Source organism: Nocardioides baculatus (genome assembly GCF_016735675.1).
Taxonomy (GTDB): domain Bacteria; phylum Actinomycetota; class Actinomycetes; order Propionibacteriales; family Nocardioidaceae; genus Nocardioides; species Nocardioides baculatus.
Map to the genome: position 1 here is coordinate 1 of NZ_JAERSG010000007.1, position 22,378 is coordinate 22,378.

21 protein-coding genes are annotated in these 22,378 nt (G+C 71.0%); 11 read left to right on the forward strand and 10 right to left on the reverse strand.

Going from position 1 to position 22,378, the window contains the following annotated elements; translation table 11 throughout:
* Window positions 1-47: 47 nt before the first annotated feature.
* Complete coding sequence (xseA, locus tag JI751_RS18855; protein ID WP_201940118.1) at window positions 48-1,301, reverse strand: exodeoxyribonuclease VII large subunit; 1,254 nt, start codon at window positions 1,299-1,301, stop codon at window positions 48-50.
* Between the two features lie 47 nt (window positions 1,302-1,348).
* Between xseA and JI751_RS18860 the strand changes: the two genes are divergently transcribed.
* Together JI751_RS18860 and JI751_RS18865 are read left to right on the forward strand one after the other, a co-directional pair.
* Complete coding sequence (locus tag JI751_RS18860) at window positions 1,349-2,344, forward strand: 4-hydroxy-3-methylbut-2-enyl diphosphate reductase (protein WP_201940120.1); 996 nt, start codon at window positions 1,349-1,351, stop codon at window positions 2,342-2,344.
* Window positions 2,345-2,347: 3 nt separating this feature from the next.
* Window positions 2,348-2,971: an L-threonylcarbamoyladenylate synthase gene (locus tag JI751_RS18865; RefSeq protein WP_201940122.1), complete on the forward strand. Its 624-nt coding sequence runs from the start codon at window positions 2,348-2,350 to the stop codon at window positions 2,969-2,971.
* Window positions 2,972-3,137: 166 nt separating this feature from the next.
* Here the strand turns inward: JI751_RS18865 and JI751_RS18870 are convergent, their stop codons facing one another.
* From JI751_RS18870 to JI751_RS18880, 3 genes are all read right to left on the reverse strand, one after another.
* Window positions 3,138-3,581 carry a DUF6542 domain-containing protein gene (locus JI751_RS18870; RefSeq protein ID WP_201940124.1) on the reverse strand — a complete coding sequence of 148 codons (444 nt, stop codon included), beginning with the start codon at window positions 3,579-3,581 and terminating at the stop codon, window positions 3,138-3,140.
* Window positions 3,582-3,591: 10 nt separating this feature from the next.
* Window positions 3,592-4,773, reverse strand: a complete 1,182-nt coding sequence (locus JI751_RS18875) for a DNA recombination protein RmuC (protein ID WP_201940125.1) — start codon at window positions 4,771-4,773, stop codon at window positions 3,592-3,594.
* A gap of 149 nt (window positions 4,774-4,922) precedes the next feature.
* Entirely contained in the window at window positions 4,923-5,900 is a 978-nt protein-coding gene (locus JI751_RS18880; RefSeq protein ID WP_201940127.1) for a GlxA family transcriptional regulator, read from the reverse strand.
* A 78-nt stretch (window positions 5,901-5,978) separates the two neighbouring features.
* On the opposite strand from JI751_RS18880, the gene JI751_RS18885 reads away from it, so the two are divergent.
* On the forward strand, window positions 5,979-7,280 hold the full coding sequence (locus JI751_RS18885; protein ID WP_201940463.1) for an MFS transporter: 1,302 nt from the start codon (window positions 5,979-5,981) through the stop codon (window positions 7,278-7,280).
* Window positions 7,281-7,283: 3 nt separating this feature from the next.
* Here the strand turns inward: JI751_RS18885 and JI751_RS18890 are convergent, their stop codons facing one another.
* Window positions 7,284-8,063, reverse strand: a complete 780-nt coding sequence (locus JI751_RS18890; protein ID WP_201940129.1) for an exodeoxyribonuclease III — start codon at window positions 8,061-8,063, stop codon at window positions 7,284-7,286.
* A gap of 186 nt (window positions 8,064-8,249) precedes the next feature.
* Here JI751_RS18890 and JI751_RS18895 point away from each other — a divergent pair, with 186 nt between their 5' ends.
* Window positions 8,250-9,062 (forward strand): M57 family metalloprotease, encoded by an 813-nt coding sequence (locus tag JI751_RS18895; protein WP_201940131.1) that lies wholly within the window; start codon window positions 8,250-8,252, stop codon window positions 9,060-9,062.
* 73 nt (window positions 9,063-9,135) lie between these two features.
* Window positions 9,136-10,932 carry an acyl-CoA dehydrogenase gene (locus JI751_RS18900; RefSeq protein ID WP_201940134.1) on the forward strand — a complete coding sequence of 599 codons (1,797 nt, stop codon included), beginning with the start codon at window positions 9,136-9,138 and terminating at the stop codon, window positions 10,930-10,932.
* 7 nt (window positions 10,933-10,939) lie between these two features.
* Here the strand turns inward: JI751_RS18900 and JI751_RS18905 are convergent, their stop codons facing one another.
* Window positions 10,940-12,439 carry a PH domain-containing protein gene (locus tag JI751_RS18905; protein WP_201940141.1) on the reverse strand — a complete coding sequence of 500 codons (1,500 nt, stop codon included), beginning with the start codon at window positions 12,437-12,439 and terminating at the stop codon, window positions 10,940-10,942.
* Window positions 12,436-12,930, reverse strand: coding sequence for a PH domain-containing protein (locus JI751_RS18910; RefSeq protein WP_201940143.1), 495 nt, complete (start codon window positions 12,928-12,930; stop codon window positions 12,436-12,438). The genes JI751_RS18905 and JI751_RS18910 overlap by 4 nt, the downstream gene beginning before the upstream one ends.
* A 190-nt stretch (window positions 12,931-13,120) precedes the next feature.
* On the opposite strand from JI751_RS18910, the gene JI751_RS18915 reads away from it, so the two are divergent.
* Both JI751_RS18915 and ychF read left to right on the forward strand, forming a co-directional pair.
* Window positions 13,121-13,933 carry a M57 family metalloprotease gene (locus JI751_RS18915; RefSeq protein WP_201940145.1) on the forward strand — a complete coding sequence of 271 codons (813 nt, stop codon included), beginning with the start codon at window positions 13,121-13,123 and terminating at the stop codon, window positions 13,931-13,933.
* Window positions 13,934-14,059: 126 nt separating this feature from the next.
* Window positions 14,060-15,136 carry a redox-regulated ATPase YchF gene (gene ychF / locus JI751_RS18920; protein ID WP_201940147.1) on the forward strand — a complete coding sequence of 359 codons (1,077 nt, stop codon included), beginning with the start codon at window positions 14,060-14,062 and terminating at the stop codon, window positions 15,134-15,136.
* A 102-nt stretch (window positions 15,137-15,238) separates the two neighbouring features.
* Here the strand turns inward: ychF and JI751_RS18925 are convergent, their stop codons facing one another.
* Complete coding sequence (locus JI751_RS18925) at window positions 15,239-16,729, reverse strand: DUF4331 domain-containing protein (RefSeq protein ID WP_201940149.1); 1,491 nt, start codon at window positions 16,727-16,729, stop codon at window positions 15,239-15,241.
* Between the two features lie 193 nt (window positions 16,730-16,922).
* On the reverse strand, window positions 16,923-18,236 hold the full coding sequence (locus JI751_RS18930; protein WP_201940151.1) for a FlgD immunoglobulin-like domain containing protein: 1,314 nt from the start codon (window positions 18,234-18,236) through the stop codon (window positions 16,923-16,925).
* Window positions 18,237-18,467: 231 nt separating this feature from the next.
* Here JI751_RS18930 and JI751_RS18935 point away from each other — a divergent pair, with 231 nt between their 5' ends.
* Window positions 18,468-19,577, forward strand: a complete 1,110-nt coding sequence (locus JI751_RS18935; RefSeq protein ID WP_201940153.1) for a sugar phosphate isomerase/epimerase family protein — start codon at window positions 18,468-18,470, stop codon at window positions 19,575-19,577.
* A gap of 57 nt (window positions 19,578-19,634) precedes the next feature.
* On the opposite strand, the gene JI751_RS18940 is transcribed toward JI751_RS18935, so the two are convergent.
* On the reverse strand, window positions 19,635-20,309 hold the full coding sequence (locus tag JI751_RS18940; protein WP_236666572.1) for a class I SAM-dependent methyltransferase: 675 nt from the start codon (window positions 20,307-20,309) through the stop codon (window positions 19,635-19,637).
* Window positions 20,310-20,353: 44 nt separating this feature from the next.
* On the opposite strand from JI751_RS18940, the gene JI751_RS18945 reads away from it, so the two are divergent.
* From JI751_RS18945 to JI751_RS18955, 3 genes are read left to right on the forward strand one after another with little or no spacing between them, the layout of a single operon-like run.
* Complete coding sequence (locus JI751_RS18945) at window positions 20,354-20,965, forward strand: sulfite oxidase-like oxidoreductase (protein WP_201940155.1); 612 nt, start codon at window positions 20,354-20,356, stop codon at window positions 20,963-20,965.
* Window positions 20,962-21,699, forward strand: a complete 738-nt coding sequence (locus JI751_RS18950) for an FAD-binding oxidoreductase (protein WP_307814377.1) — start codon at window positions 20,962-20,964, stop codon at window positions 21,697-21,699. The genes JI751_RS18945 and JI751_RS18950 overlap by 4 nt, the downstream gene beginning before the upstream one ends.
* Window positions 21,700-21,736: 37 nt before the next feature.
* On the forward strand, window positions 21,737-22,366 hold the full coding sequence (locus JI751_RS18955; protein ID WP_201940157.1) for an NADPH-dependent F420 reductase: 630 nt from the start codon (window positions 21,737-21,739) through the stop codon (window positions 22,364-22,366).
* Window positions 22,367-22,378 lie beyond the last annotated feature (12 nt).

Below are 22,378 nucleotides of genomic sequence, written 5' to 3' on the forward strand. Positions count from 1 at the left end.
GCTCCTCGCGGGCCTCTTCGTAGCTGGGCTGCTGCTGGGTGGGGGCGTCAGGCATGGGGGTCCTCCTCGACCAGGGGTGCTTCTTCGATGCGGTCCGTCGTGGCGTGGATCCGGCCGTCGGCGACCCGTACGGACACGGCGGCACCGACGGCGGCCCCCGCGACGGAGGTGACGACGTGGCCGTCGGCGTCCTGCAGGACGGCGTACCCCCGCTGGAGCGTGGCGAGCGGCGACAGCGCCTGGGCGCGGGCGCGCTGGTGGCCGATGTCGTCGGCGGCGCGGTCGAGCCGGTGCGAGAGCGTACGGCGAGCGCGCGCCAGCAGCTCGTCGAGCTCGTCGGACCGCGCCGTGAGCAGGTTGCGCGGGTCGGCCATCGCCGGTCGCGACCGGACCTGGCCGAGCCACTCCTGCTCGCGCGCGATGCGCTGGGTGATCACCTGGCGCAGCCGGTCGCGCGCCCAGGTGACGCCGTGGGCCTCCTCGGCCATGTCGGGCACCACGAGCTTGGCGGCGTCGGTGGGTGTCGAGGCCCGGACGTCGGCGACGAGGTCGAGCAGCGGCTGGTCGGGCTCGTGGCCGATGGCGGACACCACGGGCGTACGCATCGCATGCACCGCGCGGATCAGCGCCTCGTCGGAGAAGGGCAGGAGGTCCTCGATCGAGCCACCGCCCCGGGCCACCACCACGACGTCGACGTCGGGGTGGCGCTCGAGCCGGTCGAGGGCCTCCATCACCTCGGCGGCGGACCGGGTGCCCTGCATGGCGGCGTAGGCCACCTCGAACCGCACGGCCGGCCAGCGGCGGCGCGCATTCTCCAGGACGTCGCGCTCGGCGGCGCTGTTGGGCGCGGTGACCAGGCCGACCAGGCCGGGGAGGAAGGGCAGGTCGCGCTTGAGCTCCGGCGCGAACAGTCCCTCGGCGGCCAGCAGCTGGCGCCGCCGCTCGAGCCGGGCGAGCAGCTCGCCGAGGCCGACCATCCGGATCTCGCGCGCGGCGAGCGAGAACGACCCGCGGTTGGGGTAGAAGCTCGGCCGCGCGTGGACCACGACGCTCGCGCCCTCGACGAGGGGCGGGTTCATCGAGTCGAAGAGCGAGCGCTGGCAGGTCAGCGTCACCGAGATGTCGGCCACGGTGTCGCGCAGCGTCATGAAGACCGTGTTGACGCCGGGACGCCGGTTGACCTGGGCGATCTGGCCCTCCACCCACACGCTGCCGAGCTTGTCGATCCACTGCGTGACCGCGTTGGCGACCGCACGCACGGGAGCCGGGGACTCGACCGTTGCGTCGCGGAGAGAGGGCACGCGGCGAGGATAGGGGAGGGCGCGGACACCCCCGTAAGATCGAGGGCATGACAGACCTCGGCCTGCCCCCGGTCCTCGACCCCGAGACCGCCAAGAACGTCCTCCTCGCGGCCCCCCGTGGCTACTGCGCGGGAGTCGACCGGGCCGTGATCACCGTCGAGAAGGCGCTCGACCTCTACGGCGCGCCCGTCTACGTCCGCAAGCAGATCGTCCACAACAAGCACGTGGTGGCCAACCTCGAGTCGCGCGGCGCGATCTTCGTCGAGGAGCTCGACGAGGTGCCCGAGGGCCGCACGGTCGTGTTCTCCGCCCACGGTGTCTCGCCGGCCGTCCACGCGCAGGCTGCCGAGCGCAGCCTCAAGACCATCGATGCCACCTGCCCGCTGGTGACCAAGGTCCACCACGAGGCCAGGCGCTTCGCCAGCGACGACTACGACATCCTTCTGATCGGGCACGAGGGTCACGAGGAGGTCGAGGGCACCGCCGGCGAGGCGCCCGAGCACATCCAGCTCGTGCAGAGCCCCGACGACGTGGCCGGCATCGTCGTCCGCGACCCCGCGAAGGTTGCCTGGCTGTCGCAGACCACGCTGAGCGTGGACGAGACGCTGGAGACGGTCGCGGCGATCCGGGAGAAGTTCCCCCTGCTGCTCGACCCGCCCAGCGACGACATCTGCTACGCCACCCAGAACCGCCAGCTCGCGATCAAGGAGATCTCGCAGAGCGCCGACCTGGTGATCGTGGTCGGCTCGCGCAACTCCTCCAACTCGGTCCGCCTCGTCGAGGTGGCCCTCGAGGCCGGTGCGAAGGCGTCCTACCTCGTCGACGACCACACCGAGATCGACGAGGCCTGGCTCGACGGCGTCGAGACCGTGTCGGTGACGTCCGGCGCGTCCGTCCCCGAGGACCTCGTGGAGGGGGTGCTGGCCTTCCTCTCCGAGCGCGGCTACCCCGACGCCAAGGCCGTGCACTCCGCCGAGGAGTCGCTGATCTTCGCCCTGCCGCCCGAGCTGCGCCGCGACCTCCGCGCGGCCCAGAAGGCCTGAGTCGTGGCGCGCTTCGTCGACATCCACCCCGACAACCCGCAGCCGCGGCTGGTCACCCAGGTCGTCGAGGCACTGCGCAACGACGAGCTGATCGCCTACCCGACCGACTCCGGCTACGCGCTCGGCGCCCAGCTCGGCAACCGCGACGGCCGCGACCGGATCCTGAGGATCCGCGAGCTCGACGACCGCCACCACTTCACGCTGATGTGCAAGGACTTCGCCCAGCTGGGGCAGTTCGTGCACGTGGAGAACTACGCGTTCCGTGCGATCAAGGCGGCGACGCCCGGGCCGTACACCTTCATCCTCCCCGCGACCGGGGAGGTCCCGAAGCGGCTGATGCACCCTAAGAAGCGCACGGTCGGCGTCCGGATCCCCGACCACACGCTGGTCTGTGCACTGCTCGAGGAGCTCGGCGAGCCGATCCTCACCAGCACGCTGATCCTGCCCGGCGAGACCGAGGCGCGGACCATGGGCTGGGAGATCAAGGAGGACCTCGACCACGTGGTCGACATCGTCGTCGAGTCCGGCGAGGTCACCGCCGAGCCCACGTCGGTGATCGACTGGTCGGAGGCCCAGCCCGTCGTCGTACGCCACGGGGCGGGCGACGTGTCGCGCTTCGAGGAGTAGCCCAGTCGGATCCACCGGTCTCTCGCCTGCTGCGCGTCACCAGGCGGGCGCGCTGGCGGCGTTGTCGAGCACTCGACGGGCCTGGCGGCCCGCGTTCGGCCCTCCGCCTGCCATCACACCCGCCTGATGACGCTCGCGACGGCGTCGACCGGCGGACCCGACTGGCTCAGGCGGGGCGCGAGAGCTCGCGGCTGAGCTCGGTGGCCATGTCGGCCTCGCCCTCGCGGTGGAGCCGCCAGCCGAGCCAGCCCAGGCAGAGGGCGTAGCCGAGGAAGAGGGCGACGCCGTGCGTGGCCACTCCCGAGACGATCGCCTGCAGCACGCTGTCGGTCGGATCGGCGACGGCGCCGCGGGCGACGAGTGCGACGAAGGCGAAGACGGCCGTCATCAGCAGCGGTGGCAGGAGCGCGACCAGGTAGAAGTCACGCCGACGCACGAGCGCGGCCAGGCCGAGGCACAACACCATGAAGCACAGGTCGAAGAAGATGGACAGCCGGCCGACGAGCAGCACGTCGATGCTGACCGCGGTGAGCGTGACGGCGACGCCGAGCGACACCACCTGGCGGCCCGGCTCGCGGCCGACCTCCCAGAACGCTTCGGCCTGGTTCACGACGCTCAACCTAGGACGCATCCCAGGCACCCTCCGCGCGGCGCGCCGCGCGGTCCGCAGAGTCTGGATCGGCCTGCTGGGCCAGCAGGTCGTCGAGGGTCGGCTCGTCGAGCACGGTCGGCACGCCGTCGAGAGCGGTCAGCTCGGGTGCCGACGGCGAGCGGGGCGCGACCTCGACCTGGCGCGGGGAGTCGAGCTGCTCCGACGTCACGCCGAGGTCGGCGAAGCGGCGCGCGGAGACCAGCACCCGGCCCTCGAGCGAGCCCATCGCCTGGTTGTAGGCCGCAACGCTGGCACCGAGCGAACGACCGACCCGGTCGAGGTGACCGGCCATCGACCCGAGCCTGGCGTGCAGCTCCTGGCCGAGCCGCTGCACCTCGTGGGCCTGGGCGTTGAGCAGCTCGTGCTGCCAGCCCTGGGCGACGGTGCGCAGGAGCGCGATGAGCGTGGAGGGCGTGGCGAGCACGACGTTGCGCGCGGCGGCCTGCTCGACGAGGTCGGGCACGGCCTGCAGCGCCGCCTGGAGGATGGCCTCGCCGGGCAGGAACAGCACGACGAACTCGGGCGTCCCGGCCAGCGCCTCCCAGTAGCGGCGCGAGCCGAGGTCGGCCACGTGCTTGCGCACGTGCTCGCCGAGCCGGGCCATCGCGGCGTCGTGCTCGGCCGGGTCGTCGGTGCCGGTCAGGTCGAGGAACGCCGCCAGCGGCGCCTTGGCGTCCACCGCGATCGTGCGGCCCCCCGCCAGGTTGACCACGAGGTCGGGTCGGAGCCGGCCGTCGTCGAGGCGCACCTGCTCGGCGAAGTCGCACCGGTCGACCAGTCCGGCGAGCTCGACCGTGCGTCGCAGGTGGAGCTCGCCCCACTGCCCGCGCACCTGCGGCTTGCGCAGCGCGGCGGCGAGGGTGCTGGTCTCGCGGCGGAGCGTGTCGGTCGACAGGCGTACGTCGGCCACCTGCTGGTGCAGCTGCGCCTGCCAGGCCACGCGGTCGTGGGCGAGGTCGCTCAGCTGGTCCTGGAGGCGCTCGAGCCCGTCCTGGACGACGGCGTGGTCCGCGACGCGCTGCTGGAGCGCGGCCACCGCGACGTCGTCCTCGGGCCGGCTGCGCGACCACAGCACGCCGATGACGGCGCCGAGGCCGAGGCCCACGGCGAGGACCAGCGCCAGGGTGAGCAGCAGGGGGAAGGTGTCCATGGATCCAGCATGGAGGCCACCACCGACACTCACGGGGAGCTCGACCCCGGCCCTGTCGGGGTAGTCCAGTGAGAATTGGCTGTCCAGGACCGGGGATGGCAGCCAGATCTCACTGGACTACCTGGGCCGGGCAGCCAGAAGTCACTGGACTACACCGAGGTCGAGTCCCCGCGGAACGTACGCCGGTAGGCCGAGGGGGAGACGCCGAGGCTCGCCCGGAGGTGCTGGCGCAGCGACGCAGCGGTGCCCATCCCGGCGCGGGTCGCCACCTGGTCGACCGGGAGGTCGGTGGCCTCGAGCAGGTGCTGGGCGTGGCGGATCCGCTGCTGGGTGACCCAGGCGCCGGGGGACTGGCCGGTCTCCTCGCGGAAGCGGCGGGTGAAGGTCCGCACGCTCATCGACGAGCGCCGCGCGAGGGTGGTCACGTCGAGGGGCTGGTGGAGGTGGGCCTGCGCCCAGGCGCGCACGTCGCTCGTCGTCTCGTCGCTGCGTCGGGGGACCTGCCGCTCGATGAACTGCGCCTGCCCGCCGTCGCGCCACGGCGGCACGACCATGTGGCGTGCGACGGCGTTGGCGACGGCAGTCCCGTGGTCCGTACGGACGAGGTGGAGGCAGAGGTCGATGCCGGCACTCAGTCCGGCCGAGGTCAGCACGCGGCCGTCGTCGGTGAAGAGGACGTCCTCGTCGACGGCCACGGCAGGGTGGAGACGACGGAAGTCGTCGGCGTACTTCCAGTGCGTCGTGGCCCGCTGCCCGTCGAGGATCCCGGCCGCGGCGAGCACGAAGGCGCCGGTGCAGATCGAGACCCAGCGGGCGTCTGCGGGCACGGTGGCGAGGGCCGCCCGCAGGTCGTCGGGGAGGGTGCCCTCGCGCCGCGGTCCGTGGATCATCGTGCCCGGGACGACCACGGTCTGGGCGGTGGCGAGGGCCTCGACGCCGGCCGACGGCGCGATCGCGTAGCCCTTGCTGGTGGCGACCGGTCGGTCGTCGACCGACACGACCTGGACGTCGTAGAGCGGGTTCCCGGACGCGTCGCGCGCCTCACCCAGCACCTGGGGCGGGATGGTCAGGTCGTAGCCGATCACCGGCGGGATGGCCAGGACGACCACGCGGTGGGGAGACGGCATGGCCGGATCCTTGCACATGTTGGCAATTCTGCCACTCGTCCGGCCGGGACGCGGTGCGAGAGGCTGGCCCGCGTGACGATGACGAGCCCTCCGCCGGGTCCCGCGCCCGCCGTCGACCGCGCTCAGAAGGTCCACTACGCGTGGATCGTGGCCGCGGTCGCCTTCGTGACGCTGGTCGGGGCCGCGGCCTTCCGCTCGGTGCCGGGTGTGCTGATCGAGCCGCTGCACGACGAGTTCGGCTGGTCGCACGGCCTGATCGGGTCGGCCGTCTCCCTCAACCTCATGCTCTTCGGCCTGATCTCGCCCTTCGCCGCCGCGCTGATGGACCGGTTCGGCGTCCGGCCGGTCGTCACCTTCGCGCTCCTCATGGTCGCGGTCGGCAGCGGGCTCACCGTCTTCATGACCGAGCCGTGGCAGCTGATCCTCACCTGGGGCCTGCTCGTCGGGGTCGGCACCGGTTCGATGTCGATGGCCTTCGTCGCCACCGTCACCAGCCGCTGGTTCGTCGCCCGCCGCGGCCTCGTCAGCGGCATCCTCACCGCCGGCAACGCCACCGGCCAGCTGATCTTCCTGCCGGTCGTCGCGTGGTTCGCGACCCACCACGGCTGGCGTACGGCGGCGCTGCTGGCGTCCGCGGCCGCACTGGCCGTCGTACCCCTCGTGCTCGCCTTCCTCCGCAACCACCCGGCCGACCTCGGGCTGAAGGCGCTCGGCGCGACCGACGCCGACCCCGGCCCGCCGCCGCACCAGCAGGTCGGCTCGAGCGCCGGGCGTGCACTCGGCGTGCTGCGCGACGCCGCCCGGACCCGGACGTTCTGGCTCCTCGCCGGCGGCTTCGCGATCTGCGGGATGACCACCAACGGCCTCATCGCCACGCACTTCGTCCCGGCCAGCCACGACCACGGCATGCCCGCCACGACGGCCGCCTCGCTGCTCGCCGTGGTCGGGATCTTCGACGTCGTCGGCACGATCGCGTCGGGCTGGCTGACCGACAAGGTCGACCCGCGGCTGCTGCTCGTCGGCTACTACGCCCTGCGCGGCGTCGGCCTGATGACCCTGCCGGCACTGCTGTCGCCGCACGTCCACCCCAGCATGTGGGTCTTCATCATCGTCTACGGCCTCGACTGGGTGGCGACGGTCCCGCCGACCGTGGCGATCTGCCGCGAGTGGTTCGGCGCGGCGTCCGGGCCGATCGTCTTCGGCTGGGTCTTCGCCAGCCACCAGGTCGGCGCCGCCATCGCGGCCACCGGCGCCGGCATCGTCCGCGACGTCACCGGCGGCTACGACCCGGCCTTCTACGCCGCGGCCGGGCTGTGCGTGCTCGCCGCCGCGATGTCGTACGCCATCCGGCGCACGCCGCAGCCGGTCGCCATCGGCTGAGCGCTAGCCGAGGTCGACGACCACCGGCGCGTGGTCGGACGGTGAGCCGGTGCCCTGTGCCGGGTCACGCTCGTCCCTGTCGATGAAGGCGCCGGTGACGCGCGAGGCCAGCGAGGGCGAGGCGACGACGAAGTCGATCTTGAGGCCGCGGTCGCGCTCGAAGCGCTGGCGGTAGTAGTCCCAGTAGGTGTAGCCGGGGGCGTGCTCGCGGGTCACCTCGGCGTAGCCGTCGTTGAGGAAGCCCTGGAAGGCGGCGCGCTCGGGCGGCGTCACGTGGGTCGACTTCGCGAACTGCGCGGGGTCGAAGACGTCGTCGTCGGTCGGGCAGATGTTCCAGTCGCCGACCATCGCGGTCGGGGTGTCGAGCCAGCCGCGGGCGGTCTCGCGCAGCCGCGCGAGCCAGTCGAGCTTGTAGGTGTAGTGCGGGTCGTCGGGCTTGCGGCCGTTGGGGACGTAGAGCGACCAGATGCGTACGCCGTCGCACGTCGCGGCGATCGCACGGGCCTCCTCGGCCGCCGGATCGCCCCACGTCGGCATGCCCTCGAAGCCGACCTGCACGTCCTCGAGGCCGACGCGCGAGAGCAGGGCGACGCCGTTCCACTGGTTGAGGCCGGCGACCGCGATGTCGTAGCCCAGGGCCTGGAGACCCATCAGCGGGAGCTGCTCCTCGCGGGCCTTGGTCTCCTGCAGCGCGAGCACGTCGATGTCGTGTCGCTGCACGAAGGCCTCGACGCGGTCGATGCGGGAGCGGAGGCTGTTGACGTTCCAGGTGGCGATGCGCACGAGTCCACCCTAGGGAGGCGCCGGCCCTTTACAGATCCTGGGTCTTGGGGCAGGTTCTGGGCAGCGCACTGGTCTCGGGAACTTCGTGCTCACCACCGGATCGACCTGGTTCCACCTCCGTCGACCCCTTTCATGGACTCCGAGATGGCGTGTGCCCACATCCCCCATCAAGGAGAAGAAATCACGATGCAGCGCAGTCGACTCGGGGCGATCGCCCTCGCCAGCTCCGCACTCCTCGGCGCGGCACTGGCCTCACCGGCCATCGCCGCCACGGAGACCGGCACCACCGTGCCGACCTACCAGGAGTTCAAGGCCGCGACCTACCAGGACGCGGACAACCAGTACATCGTCAACGGTGACGAGCCGGCCGGCACCAACGCCGACCTCCGCACCTTCTACGACCGCCTCGTCGGCCAGGACAGCCTCAACGAGGGTCTGATCGTCAACACCGTGGGCGGCGCCGACGACAAGTGGTCGACCGCCCAGGTCGGCAACCTCACCTACTGCGTCAGCAACAAGTTCGGCACGCGCAAGGCCGACATCGTCAACGCGATGAACGGTGGCGCCGGCCTCTGGGAGGCCGCGTCGTCGAGGATCAACTTCGTCTACGTCCCGTCGCAGGACGCGAGCTGCACCACCCGCAACAACAACGTGCTCTTCTCCGTCGAGCCCGTGCAGACCTCGCAGTACATCGCCCGGGCGTTCTTCCCGAGCAGCCCGAAGCGCTCGCGCAACGTCCTGGTCGACGACTCGATCTGGACCTCGGGCTCGTGGACGCCGTCCAACATCCTCGGCCACGAGCTCGGCCACACGCTGGGCTTCCGCCACGAGCACACCCGCCCGGAGGCCGGCACGTGCTTCGAGGACAACAACTGGCGTCCGCTGACGCCGTACGACTCGGCGTCGATCATGCACTACCCCCAGTGCAACGGCTCGTCGAGCAACCTGTCGATGACCGCGACCGACCGCCAGGGAGCGGCTGCCCTCTACGGCGCCTGATCCCCGGCACGATCTCGAACGCCCCTTCCGTCCCGAGCGGAGGGGGCGTTCGTCTGCCGGTTACGGTCTGCACGTGCCCTCCACGATCCTCTCCGCCCGCGACCTCGAGTTCATGCTCTTCGAGTGGCTCGACGTCGAGCGGCTCAGCGAGCGACCGCGCTTCGCCGAGCACGACCGTGCGTCGTACGACGCCCTGCTGGCGCTCTGCGAGGAGCTCGCCACCGAGCACTTCGCGACGCACTACCGCAAGAGCGACACCGAGGAGCCGACGTTCGACGGCTCGAAGGTCACCCTGATCCCCGAGATCGAGGCCGCGCTCCAGAAGCTCAGCCGGGCCGACCTGCTGACCCTCTCGCTCGACGAGGAGCACGGCGGCATGCAGGTGCCGCGCGTCGTGGCGTCGGCCTGCATGGCGTGGTTCACCGCCGCCAACATCGGCACCGCGGCGTACTCCTTCCTCACCATCGCCAACGCCGGCCTGCTGCTCGCGCACGGCTCGCCCGAGCAGGTCGAGCGCTGGGTCGGACCGATGCTGGAGGGCCGGTTCTTCGGCACGATGACGCTGTCCGAGCCGCACGCCGGCTCGAGCCTCGGCGACGTCGTCACCCGCGCGGTGCCCGCCGACGACGGCACGCACCGGATCTTCGGCAGCAAGATGTGGATCTCCGGCGGCGACCACGAGATGGGCGACAACATCGTTCACCTGGTGCTGGCCAAGCTGCCCGACGCGCCCGCCGGCTCGCGCGGCATCTCGCTGTTCATCGTCCCGAAGTACCTCGTCGACGATGACGGCTCGATCGGCGAGCGCAACGACGTCTCCCTCGCGGGCATCAACCACAAGCTCGGCAGCCGCGGCACGGTCAACACCGCGCCGGTCTTCGGCGACGGCGCCTTCACGCCGGGTGGCGCGCCCGGTGCCGTCGGCTACCTCGTCGGCGAGCCCCACAAGGGCCTGTCCTACATGTTCCACATGATGAACGCCGCCCGCCTCGGCGTCGGGATGTCGGCGACGACCACGGCCTACACGGCCTACCTCAAGTCGCTGGAGTACGCCCGCTCCCGCCCGCAGGGCAGGTCGCTGACCGCCGCCGACCCGACCGGGCCGCAGGTGCCGATCATCGAGCACGCCGACGTCCGCCGGATGCTGCTGGCGCAGAAGTCCTACGTCGAGGGCGCGCTCGCGCTGAACCTCTGGTGCAGCCGGCTCCTCGACGAGCAGGTCACCGCCGCCGACGACGCCGAGCGGCTCGCCGTCGGCCAGCTCCTCGACATCCTCACGCCGATCGCCAAGTCGTGGCCCTCGCAGTGGGGCCAGGAGTCGTGCAGCCTCGCGATCCAGGTGCTCGGCGGGTCGGGCTACACGCGCGACCACGACGTCGAGGCCCACTGGCGCGACCAGCGGCTCAACCCGATCCACGAGGGCACCCACGGCATCCAGGCGCTCGACCTGCTCGGCCGCAAGGTGCTGGGCGGAGGTGGCGCCGCGCTGCTCGCGCTGGCCGGGCGGATCCAGGAGACCGTCGACGGCGCGACCGCGCTCGGCGGCGAGCCGGCCGCCCACGCGGCGGCCCTCAAGGCGACGGTCGACCGGCTGGGCGAGGTGACGTTCGGGCTCGCCGGGCTCGGCGACCCGGAGCGGATCATGGCCAACGCCACCGTCTACCTCGAGGCCGCCGGCCACGTCGTGATCGCGTGGATGTGGCTCGAGCAGCTCGTCGCGGTGGGGGAGAAGGAGGGCGACTTCTACGACGGCAAGCGGGCCGCCGCGCGCTACTTCTTCGGCTGGGAGCTGCCGAAGGTCACGCCGATGCTCGACCTGCTCGCCTCGGGCGACACGACCACGCTGGACATGCAGGCGAGCTGGTTCTAGCCCTGTCCTAGGCCGTCTCCGCCAGGAATTCGGTCAGCAGGCCGGGCGTCGCCGCGTCCGCGAGCTCGACGGCCACCTCGAGGCGTACGTCGCGCACGAGCACCCGCTCGTGGCCCGCCGCTGTCGTCGCGACCAGGTCGGCGAGACCGATGCGGCGCTGCCACCACGACTGGGAGACCACCCAGCCGATGATGCCGTCGGTCTCGAGGGCCGTACGCACCCGCGCCACGAGCCCGCTGCCCGCGACGAGGTGGTCGCCGGCGAGGGCGTGGCCGAGGTGGCGGTACGACGCCTCGCCGACCGCGGCTGAGACCAGCAGCAGGGCGAGCCCGCCGAGGCCGACCCACCACCACGAGAGGTCGAACCACCATGTCGCAACGGCTCCGGCGGCGATGACGACCAAGGACTCCCGGATCTGGCGCAACCACGCGCGTCGCCGTGCGAGGGGGCCGTGCTCGACGAGGGGGTCGGTCAGCGGCCCGCGGTGCTCCAGCACGGTCTCGCCCACGCCGATCGCCACGTCGCGCGGGCACGGCGGCAGGACCTGCGTGACGCCGTCCTCGACGCCGGTCGCCAGTGTCGAGAGCTCGGCACCGCCCACGACCCGCATCAGGAGGGGCTCGGTCATCTCGACGCCGCGCACCTTGGCCTCCTCGACGGTGATCGAGCGGGTGGTGAACAACCCGCTCGTCAGGTGGAGCGAGCCGTGCTCGCGGACGAGCAGGAAGCGCCACCACTGGACGACGTAGCCGGTCACGGACACGACGAGCCAGACGGCGAGCCCGCCGACAGCGAGGACCGCGATGACTGCGACGAGGGCGAACTGCATCACCCAGTCCCACGTCGAGCGCGCGGTCTCCTCGTTCCAGATGGGCAGGTCGTCGCCGAACTGCGAGAGCACGCCGACCGCTCCGGCCAGGAGGACGAGCCGGGCCAGGCTGAAGGGGGCGAAGCGTAGCCAGGACCAGTCGATCCGGGCGAGCTCGGCCGGCGCCGCGACCGGCACGGGGACCGGCCCGTCGACCTCGTCGGCGTCCGTGCCCGGCGTGGCCTCCGGTGCCTCGCGGCGGCGCAGGAGCGTCGTACGCAGTGCGTGGGCGTCGGCCGCCGCCAGGGCGTCGAGGGTGATCCGGTCGTCGTCGACGCCGGTGCCGATCTCGACCTTCTGCAGGCCGAGGATCCGGTGCAGCAGGGAGGCCTCGAGGTCGACGCTGCGGACCCGGTCGAGCGGCGCGGTGGAGGTGTTCTTGTTCAGGACGCCTCTGCGCACCTGGATCTGCGTGTCGGTCAGCCGGTAGTGAGTGGTGAGCCACGGAAGCGCACCGAAAAGGAGGGGGCCGAGCACCGCGACGGGGAGGATCACCCACCCGAACCGGCCGCCGCTCTGGCTGATCCCGACCAGGGCGACCACGACCGGCACGATCGCCTGGCCGATGGCCTTCACCGGGTCGAGCAGGAGCTTGCGTGGACTGAGCCGGGACCACCCGTCCCCCGGGGCGGGGATCACGTGGCGTCGTCCTGCTCCGGGGCGGCGGCCGTGATCGCGGTCAGCCGGGCCACCACCTCGCGCGCCGTCTCGGCGTCGAGGCAGTCGACGGTGATGGGACCCGCGGCCGAGGCGGTCGTGACGGTGATCGAGGCCAGCCCGAAGAGTCGCATCAGCGCTCCCTGGCGCGAGTCCACCGTCTGCACGCGGCTGATCGGTGCGATGCGGGTCTCGCGCCCGATCCAGCCGGAGCGCGTGTGCACCGCCGTGTCGGTGACCTCCCAGCGGTGGACGCGGAAGCGGATCCGCGGCATCAGCACGACGTGCGCGACGGCGGCGGCGGCGACGAGCAGCACGAGGACCAGCGTCCAGCCCGGGACGTCGGGGATGACGGCGTACGCCACCACGGCGGCGACCACGAGGACCACGTCGCCGACCGCCGCGGACAGCCGCCAGTAGGGGACCGCCTGCGGCGAGACCCGGTGCGCGGGCTCGCGGAGCACGTGATTCATGCGGCGAGTCTTGCAGGTGCGACCGCGCGGGCGAACTTGTGCAATCCGGCGTTCGGGCGGAGTGGCCGATGGACTTCTGCAGGTTCATGCAGTGCACACACCTGACCCTGACCAGACCTTCCCCTCTGGTCTAGACCGGGGTGTGGTGGAGGTGCCACCACCAATCCAACCGGAAGAAGTGACAGCACACATGAAGACCACGATCATCAGGACCCTGGCCGCCGTCATCGGAGCGGGCGCGCTGGCTGCGTCGATGCAGCCGGCGAGTGCAGCACCTGCTCGGGAGGACGTGCCGAGCTTCCAGGAGTTCAAGGACGCGACCTTCCAGGACGTCGGCGGTCAGTACGTCGTGAACGGCGACGAGACCATCGCGACGACCCAGCAGCTGCGCGACTACTACGACAGCATGGTCGGCTCCAAGGACACCGACTCGCAGTCGCTCGTCATCAACACCGTGGGCGGTGCGGACGACACGTGGTCCGCCACCACGGCCCGCAACCTCACCTACTGCGTCAGCGACCGCTTCGGGTCCTACAAGTCGGCGATGGTGTCGGCGATGCAGTCCGGCGCCGGTCAGTGGGAGGCCGCCTCGAGCGGGGTGAACTTCACCTACGTGCCGTCGGCCGACGCCAACTGCACGGTGAGCAACAACTCCGTGCTGTTCTCCGTCGAGCCGGTGAACACCACCCAGTACATCGCGCGGGCGTTCTTCCCGAGCACGCCGGACAGCCAGCGCAACGTCCTGGTCGACGACTCGATCTGGACCTCGGGCTCTTGGACGCCGTCCAACATCCTCGCCCACGAGCTCGGCCACGCACTCGGCTTCCGCCACGAGCACACGCGGCCCGAGGCCGGGACCTGCTTCGAGGACAACAACTGGCGGCCGCTGACGCCGTACGACTCGGCGTCGATCATGCACTACCCGCAGTGCAACGGCTCGTCGAGCGACCTCTCCATGACGGAGACGGACCGCCAGGGCGCGCGGAGCGTGTACGGCTCCTGAGCCGGCACCCCGCCTGACCGGGGGGAGGGCCCGACCCGCTGCGCTCGTCGCGCGGGATCGGGCCCTCGTTCGCGTGCGGGCTCACGTTTCGTGCACGCGTCCGTCGCCGCCGTAGACTCCCCGCCCGTGGCTCTCACCATCGGCATCGTCGGTCTCCCCAATGCGGGCAAGTCGACGCTCTTCAACGCACTGACCAAGAACGACGTCCTCGCGGCGAACTACCCGTTCGCGACGATCGAGCCCAACGTCGGCGTCGTCGGCGTGCCGGACGAGCGGCTCCCGCAGCTCGCCGAGGTGTTCGAGTCGGCCAAGGTGCTGCCGGCCACGGTCGAGTTCGTCGACATCGCCGGCATCGTGCGCGGCGCCTCGCAGGGCGAGGGCCTCGGCAACAAGTTCCTCGCCCACATCCGCGAGTCTGCCGCGATCTGCCAGGTGACCCGGGTCTTCCGCGACGAGGACGTCACCCACGTCGACGGCGAGGTCAACCCCGCCAACGACATCTCGACGATCCAGACCGAGCTGATCTTCGCCGACCTCGAGACCGTCGACCGGGCGATCGCTCGCCTGGAGAAGGAGTCGCGCAAGGTCAAGGACCTCGTCGCGAACCTCGACGCCGCCCGCGCAGCCAAGGACGCGCTGGAGTCCGGCACCCCGATCATCGCGACCGACATCGACCGCACCCTGCTGCGCGAGCTGTCGCTGCTGACGGCCAAGCCGCTGATCTACGTCTTCAACTGCGACGCCGACGAGCTCGCCGATGACGCCCTCAAGGACAAGATGCGCGAGATCGTCGCGCCGGCCGAGGCGATCTTCCTCGACGCCAAGTTCGAGGCCGACCTCGCCGAGATGGACGACGACGAGATGGCCCACGAGATGCTCGCCGAGATGGGCATCACCGAGTCCGGCCTCGACCAGCTCGCCCGGGTCGGCTTCGACACCCTCGGCCTCCAGACCTACCTGACCGCCGGCCCCAAGGAGACGCGGGCCTGGACGATCAAGAAGGGCGCCACCGCCCCCGAGGCCGCCGGTGTCATCCACACCGACTTCCAGAAGGGCTTCATCAAGGCCGAGGTCGTCTCCTTCGAGGACCTGATGGCGGCTGGCACCATGCTCAAGGCCAAGGAGGCCGGCAAGGTGCGCATGGAGGGCAAGGACTACGTCATGGCCGACGGCGACGTCGTGGAGTTCCGCTTCAACGTCTGACCGTTCGACGTCCGCATCCGGACGTCGGTAGCTGACGTTGCGCCCCACGGCACGGTCCGACCGCGCGGCGTGCAACGCCGCGCGGTCGGACGCGCTCTACGGTCAGGCCTTGCGGCGGCGCACTGCGCCGCTGATGCCACCGACGAGGGCAAGGAGTCCCACGCCGATGAAGGCTGCCGAGCTCTGGCGACCCGGGACGACGCGCTGGAGCACGCCTCCCTTGCTCGCCGACTGCTTGGCCGAGGCACCCGTGGACGGGTGCGGGTCGGCATTGCTGCCGCTGGCCGGGAGGGCCAGGTAGGGGAAGGTGTTGTCGAAGGCGGTGTCGTTGGTGTCGACGCCGTCGCCGAGGTCGTTCGCTGATCCGACGAGCTCACCCTCGACCACCTGGAGCGCGATGTCGATGACATCGTCACCGAGACGGCGACCGTTGGGGAAGCCCTGCGTGTCGCCACCGATCACACCGAGCCGGTTGGGCTCGGCGGTCACGGGGGTGGACATGTTGAGTCGCAGCTGCTCGCTCGGGGTGATCTTGCCCTTGGGCATGTTGAGGCCCTTGACGCCCGTGAGGAACACCGACACGAGGTCGTTGCGCGGGGTCGCGGGTGCCTTGATGCCGTAGACGGCCTCGATCAGCTTCGGCAGCTCGGGGTTGGTCACGTACTTGAGCGCCACTGCGTCGCCCGTGGGCTCGAGACCGTTGAACGCGTCCTTGAGCTTGAGCGGGATGACGACCTCGTTGACCAGCGGGTTGCCCAGGCGCGAGACCTGGGTGTAGCGCTTGCCGGTGGCGTTCATCTTCGACGTGGTCGTCCACACGCCGATGACCGGGTTCTTGCCCGGGTTGTGGCGCTTGGCGACCCACTTCTGCGGGACCTGCAGCGCCACCGACTGGACGTTGAAGCCCGCCAGGGTGTCGTCGCCGGCCTCGGAGAGGTCACCGCCGTAGAGCAGGTCGAAGACGCGCAGGTCGAGGAAGAACGGGTCCTCGGCCTGACCGGCGAAGGACTTCATGTTCTTGCCGACCCGGGTGACGGCCTGGCTGCGCAGCTTGTTGTAGGCCGGCATCGACGCCGCGCCGATGTCCGAGGGCGCCACGCGACGGCTCTTGATCAGCGTCTTCTTCTTGTTCTTGTAGAAGCGCTGCAGCTTGTAGGTCTGGTAGTAGTTCAGGTTCTTGTCGGTCAGGGAGGTGACCGGGCCGGTGGCGGCCAGGAACGTGTTCCCCGTGACGTAGTGGTCCTTGAACGTCCACCGGAAGATCACGTCGGGCTTCGCGTCCGCGTTGTTGTCGATCTTGATGTCGTAGCGCGCGTCGGTGGCGAAGCTGTAGAAGTTCGGACCGCCCGCGGGCTCCTCGAAGGGCAGCCAGTTGGCGATCAGTGTGACGGTGTTCTTCTTCTCCGGACTGCGGAATGCGTAGAGGTCCGTCCCGTCGTACTGGGGCGTCCCCGAGATGAGTGGTGCCTCCCGGTGACTGGACGCGGTCGCAGCGAGCGGACCGAGACCGGCGAAGCCGACTGCTGTCAGCAGGCCGCCGGCGCACGCCAGGGCGATCGCCCCGTGCCGCTTGGTGGGTCGTGAGTGGTTCATCAGCAACTACTCCTAGGGGTCTGGTGCATACGTTGTGCAGGACACTGCGCAGACGTGACGGCCATCGCCTCTTGGAGTCACGGCATCGTGTGTTCGGAGTCACACGAGCAATGGATGCATTGTGCGCAAGGAATGCGCATGGCGCGTCCTCCCTTGGGGGGTGCTGGGAGCAGCACTGCACGATTCGGTGGGATCAGTCCTCGACCGCGAGGTAGCGCGCGGTCACGACGAACTCCTGCACGTCGACGGCATTGCCGCTGGTGGTCGAGAACCCCCACAGGACACCGGGTGGGATCGGGTCCGCGCTGCCGCTGGTGTCGCCATCCACGCCGAGGCCGTAGCGCGGCGTGACGTCGGCGGTCTCGCTGCCGGTGGCGCTGGTGGTGAACGAGCTCTGCTGGCCCGCAGTCGCTGAGACGGACAGCGTCCCGACGTCGCCCTCACCGGCGTGGGTGGGTGCGCCCACGAACCGGACGCGCGCCCGCGCCACGCCTCGGGGTGCCTGGGGGAAGGGCAGCCAGTGGCTCATGCCGGCGCGGTCGTTGCCGGTCCGCCCCTCGGGGCACGGTGCGGAGCGATAGCTCAGGCCACCGGCGTACAGCTGGCTCGCCGTGACGGTCCCGCACGGCGGGTTGAAGGTCTCGGCATCGGAACAGCCCGCGCCGCCGTCGAAGAAGCACGCGCCGCCCCCTTCCGAACCCTGCGGCCGGACGGTCCTGACCTCCTCGTGCCAGACGAGGCGCTCCTTCGACACCCAGATCGGCTGCTCGACGCGGCCACGGTTGCCCACCCGGTCGACTCCTGCGATGACGGCCCGGTAGCGACCCGGGGGCAGCGGCCGGCCATCCACCCGCGCGGTCCACCGCTCGTCGAAGACGCTCGAGTAGACCTGCGCGGGGCCCTTCACGTTGCGCTTGACCTTGCGCAGCACGACCCGACCCCGTGGGTTCCGGATCGTGAGCGAGACGCGGCGGGTCCTGTGCTCGACGAGGCCGGACAGGTGGAGGGCGTCGCGCACCACCGAGGTGCGTGGATAGACGGCGGGGTTCACGCCGGCCAGCCGGATCGCGCCGGAGTCGACGGCCAGCCGGGGCGAGAAGCTCGTGTCGACCACGAGTCGGTTCCCGGCAGCTGCCGGGGAGCCCGCGTAGGACAAGGACACGCGATAGGTGCCGTCGTCGACGATCGTGCCGTTGCCGTTGCGGCCGTCGAAGGTCCACGAGTGCGAGCCCTGCTCGACGCGTCCCAGCCGGACCACCCGCACGTGGTCGGTCGGCCCGGCGTACAGCTCGTCGATCGTCAGCTCGACCCGGTCGGCGTCACGGGGGAGGACGTAGCGGACCAGCAGGGTGTCGTCCCGGCCGTCGCCGTTGGGCGAGAAGGCGCCGGCGACGACGCGCGGGCCGGAGGCCCCGTCGTCCGAGGAGGAGGCGGACGCCGAGGCGGGCGTGCTGACCGCCGCGGCGACCACGGCCAGTCCGAGCAGGCTGACGTGAAGGCGACGCATGGAACCCCCGTGTGGTGAGTGAGACGCAGGAAGCGTGCCATGTCGGGAGACGCGCCTGATGCGAATTCGGTTGTGGTGGGGGAGCTGAGGACGATGACCACTTTCGTCGATTGATAGACAAAAGATTGACGTTCGCCGTCCGAACTGCCTAGGTTCGCAGGGTCACGCCGTGACGTACGCCACACCCCCGACGTGGTGCCACGCTCGACCCGCCCCCTGGAGGAACCCACCATGAAGACACCTGACATCAGGTCCGAGGAGACGCCCGCACTGCGGCGCAGCTTCGGTCTCAGCCGCCGCCAGCTGATGGCGGCCTCCACCGGTCTCGCCGCCGCGTCGATGGTCGGCCCGCTCAGCTCCTCCGCGGCAGCGAAGGGCAACGGCGTGCTCGTCCCGCGCGGCAAGCTCGGGATCATCCTCTACTCGGTGCGCGACGCGGTCGGTCGCGACCCGCTCGCCTCCAGCCTCCCGTCAGGCTTCAAGGAGGTGTTCGCCGAGCTCGCCCGGATCGGCTACAAGCAGATCGAGTTCGCCGGCTACACGCAGCACGCCAACGCCGAGGGTGGACGTACGCCGGCGCCCGCGCTCCTCAAGCAGTGGCTCGACGACAACGGCCTGGAGGCCGAGGGCAACCACGGCAGCATCCCCAGCACGATCACCGACGCCACGCTGGCCACCTTCGATGCCGCCTGCGAGGCTGCCAACGTCCTGGGCATGGGTCACATCGGCACCGGCAGCGACCCGACCAGCTCGGCCTACCTCGCCGACTGGCAGCTCGCGGCCGACCGGTGGAACATCCTCGGCGAGCGCGCGATGAACAAGCACGGGCTCAAGCTCTACACGCACAACCACGCCGAGGCCTACTCCCACCTCAACGACGTGGGCCCCCTGGACGCGCAGGGTCGCCCGACCCGGCAGTCCGGCGTGCGACGGCTCGAGTGGTTCATGAACAACACCGACTCGCGCTACGTCTTCCTGGAGATGGACATCTACTGGGCGCACGTCGCGCAGTACCGGTTCGGCTCCTACGTCGCCGAGGACGGAACGACGGTGGCGGACCCCTTCGACCCGCTCGGCACGGTCAACACCTTCGGTCCGCTGCGCTACCCGCTGTTCCACGCCAAGGACGGCACGTCGCAGCCCGGCACCCGCGACGGCTACGCGTTCGCACCGTTCGGTGCCGGTGTCATCGACTACAGGGCGTTCCTGGGCGGTGTCGGCGCCAAGGGCTACCACAACCCGATGTGGGAGCAGGACAGTGCGCCCAGTGCCGCTGTCCCCGGCCAGTCGCTCGAGCTGGCCGCGTTCAGCTTCAACAACCTGAAGAACCTGCGCGGCTGACGACCTGAGGACCCGGCTCCCCTGCCGCACCTGGTGACGGGCGGCAGGGGAGCCGTGTCATGCCGGCTTCGTCCACGCGATCGTGTGGCGGAAGCCCACTCGGTGGCGCATCCGCGCGCCGGGCATGACGGCCTCCGTCCGCCTGCGGAGGTCGTCGTACGCCATCACGGGGTCCTGCACCGGGTACGACGGCGGCTGTGGGCCGACGCGACTGACCCGCGGGTGCTTGGCGAAGCCGATCAACGGGTTGGTCACCATCGACGCCGCGTCCCAGAGGTGGTCGGTGACCGATCGCGGAGGAGCGAGCCCGACGACGAGGAAGCGGCCGCCGGGAGCCAGCAGGTCCCGTACGTCGCGCAGCGCCGCGTCGACGTCGAGGTGGTGCAGCACCGCCACCATCGTGACGAGGTCGAACGGTCCGTCGAGGTGCGCCCAGTCGCCACCGGCGATCGTGACGTTCGCCAGGTCGGCGCACCGGTCGGCCGTGTCGTCGCACATCGCCGGATCGGCGTCGTTGCCGACCACGGTGTCGAAGAGCGGGGCGAGTGCGGCGACCAGCCCGCCCTGCCCGCACCCGACATCGAGCGCCTTACGACGGCGCGCCGGCAGGTTCGACAGGATCCATCGGTGGAAGTGGTCGTTGTGGCTCCACGGGTGGCGGGCATTGAGCCTCGCCATGCCGGACGAGAGCGCACCGCCCGCGACGGATCGCGTGAGGTCCCGGAGAGCCATGCACATCAGTGTGCCCGGGGCGCCGTCGTGGCTAGGCTCGTCCCGTGCCCGTGACCCGAGGTTTCCGCCGCCGCCGACCTGACGGCCCCGAGGGCCGCCTGCCACCCGGTCAGTACGACACGGGTGCGGGCTGGCCGGTGCTCACCGCCGAGGCGACGCCGCGGATCGCGCGCGAGTCCTGGACCATCGGCGTGGACGGACTGGTGGAGCGGCCGACCACGTGGACCTGGGACGAGGTCCAGCAGCTGCCACGGTCGTCGTACAGTGGAGACATCCACTGCGTCACGACCTGGTCGAAGTTCGACGTGGTGTTCACCGGCGTCTCCGTGGACGACCTCCTCGCGGTCGCCGGGCCACAGGCCGACGCGGCCTTCGTGATGGCCCACTCCTCGACGGGCTACACGACCAACCTGCCGCTCGCTGACATCACCGGCGGCAAGGCGTGGGTCGTCTGGGAGTTCGACGGGAAGCCCCTGACGGCCGAGCACGGGGGGCCTGTGCGGCTGCTCGTGCCGCACCTTTACTTCTGGAAGTCGGCGAAGTGGATCAGCCGACTCGAGCTCACCGCCACCGACCGGCCGGGGTTCTGGGAGCAGAACGGCTACCACGACCGCGGCGACCCGTGGCTCGAGCAGCGCTACCAGGGCGACCCGTGACCGGCGCCGCCGACGACCCGGCAGCCTCCTTCGACCCGGGCGGCACCGGAGCCACCTCGTGGACCACCGGACGCATCATCACCAAGGACCTGCCGGCGCCGAACCTCGTCCGGCTCCGCATGCACGTCGAGGACCGCCAGCGCCACTGGCCCGGCCAGCACTACCTCATCCGGCTGCGCGCCCCCGACGACTACACGGCCCAGCGGTCGTACTCGCTGGCGTCCGACGACAGCGACCCGCTCGTGGAGTTCCTCGTCGAACGCCTCCCGGACGGCGAGGTGTCGGAGTTCCTGGCGGACGTCGCCGAGGTCGGGGATGTCCTCGAGCTGCGCGGACCGATCGGCCGCTGGTTCCGATGGGACACCTACACGCCGGCGCTGTGCCTCGTCGGCGGCACGGGCGTCGTCCCAGCGGTGTCGATGATCCGCGCCGCCCGGCACCACGGCCGCTCCGAGCAGCTGCGGGTGGTGGCCGTGTCCCGCGGCCCGGAGGACCTGCCCTACGCCGACGAGCTCGCGCGCGCCGGAGCCACGATCGCCCACACCCGGCACGAGGTCGGTGACCGCCCACCAGGCCCTCCCGCCGCGGACGAGCTCGCCCCGCTGCTGGCCGGGGTCGAGCTGGCCTACGTCTGCGGCTCCGCCCGCTTCGCCGGGTTCGCCGAGGACCTGCTGCTCGAGGCCGGCTTCAGCCCGGAGGCGATCCGGGTCGAGAGGTTCGGGGTCACGGGCTGAGCGGGAAGCAGACCGCGCGTCGCGCTGTTCCACCAGCATGACAACCATCGGACTCATCGGCAGTGGACACATCGGCACGGCGATCGCGCGCCGTGCGATCGAGCAGGGGCACGACGTCGTGCTCAGCAACTCGCGGGGACCGGAGACCCTGTCCGACCTCGTGGCCGAGCTCGGCCCGCGAGCCCGGGCCGCGACGGCTTCGGAGGCGGGTGAGGCCGGCGACCTGGTGGTCGTGACCGTGCCCTTCAAGGCCTACCTCGACGTGCCGGTCGAGCCCCTCGCCGGCAAGGTCGTCATCGACACCAACAACTACTACTTCGAGCGCGACGGCCACTACGCCGAGCTCGACGAGGGCCGTACGAGCGTGAGCGAGATGCTGGCCGCGCACCTGCCGACCTCGAAGGTCGTCAAGGCGTTCAACGCGATCCAGGCCGCCCACATCGTCACCGAGGGCCGCCCGGCCGGCGCCGAGAACCGGCGCGCCCTCGCGATCGCCGGCGACGACGCGGACGCCAAGGCCGTCGTCACCGACCTGATCGAGTCGTTCGGCTTCGACGTCGTCGACGCCGGACCCCTCGCCGAGGGCAAGCGCTTCGACCGCGACAAGCCGGCCTACGGCGCGGAGCTGGACGCCGACGGCCTGCGCGAGGCCCTCGCCGCCGGCTGAGCGCCGCTGGCC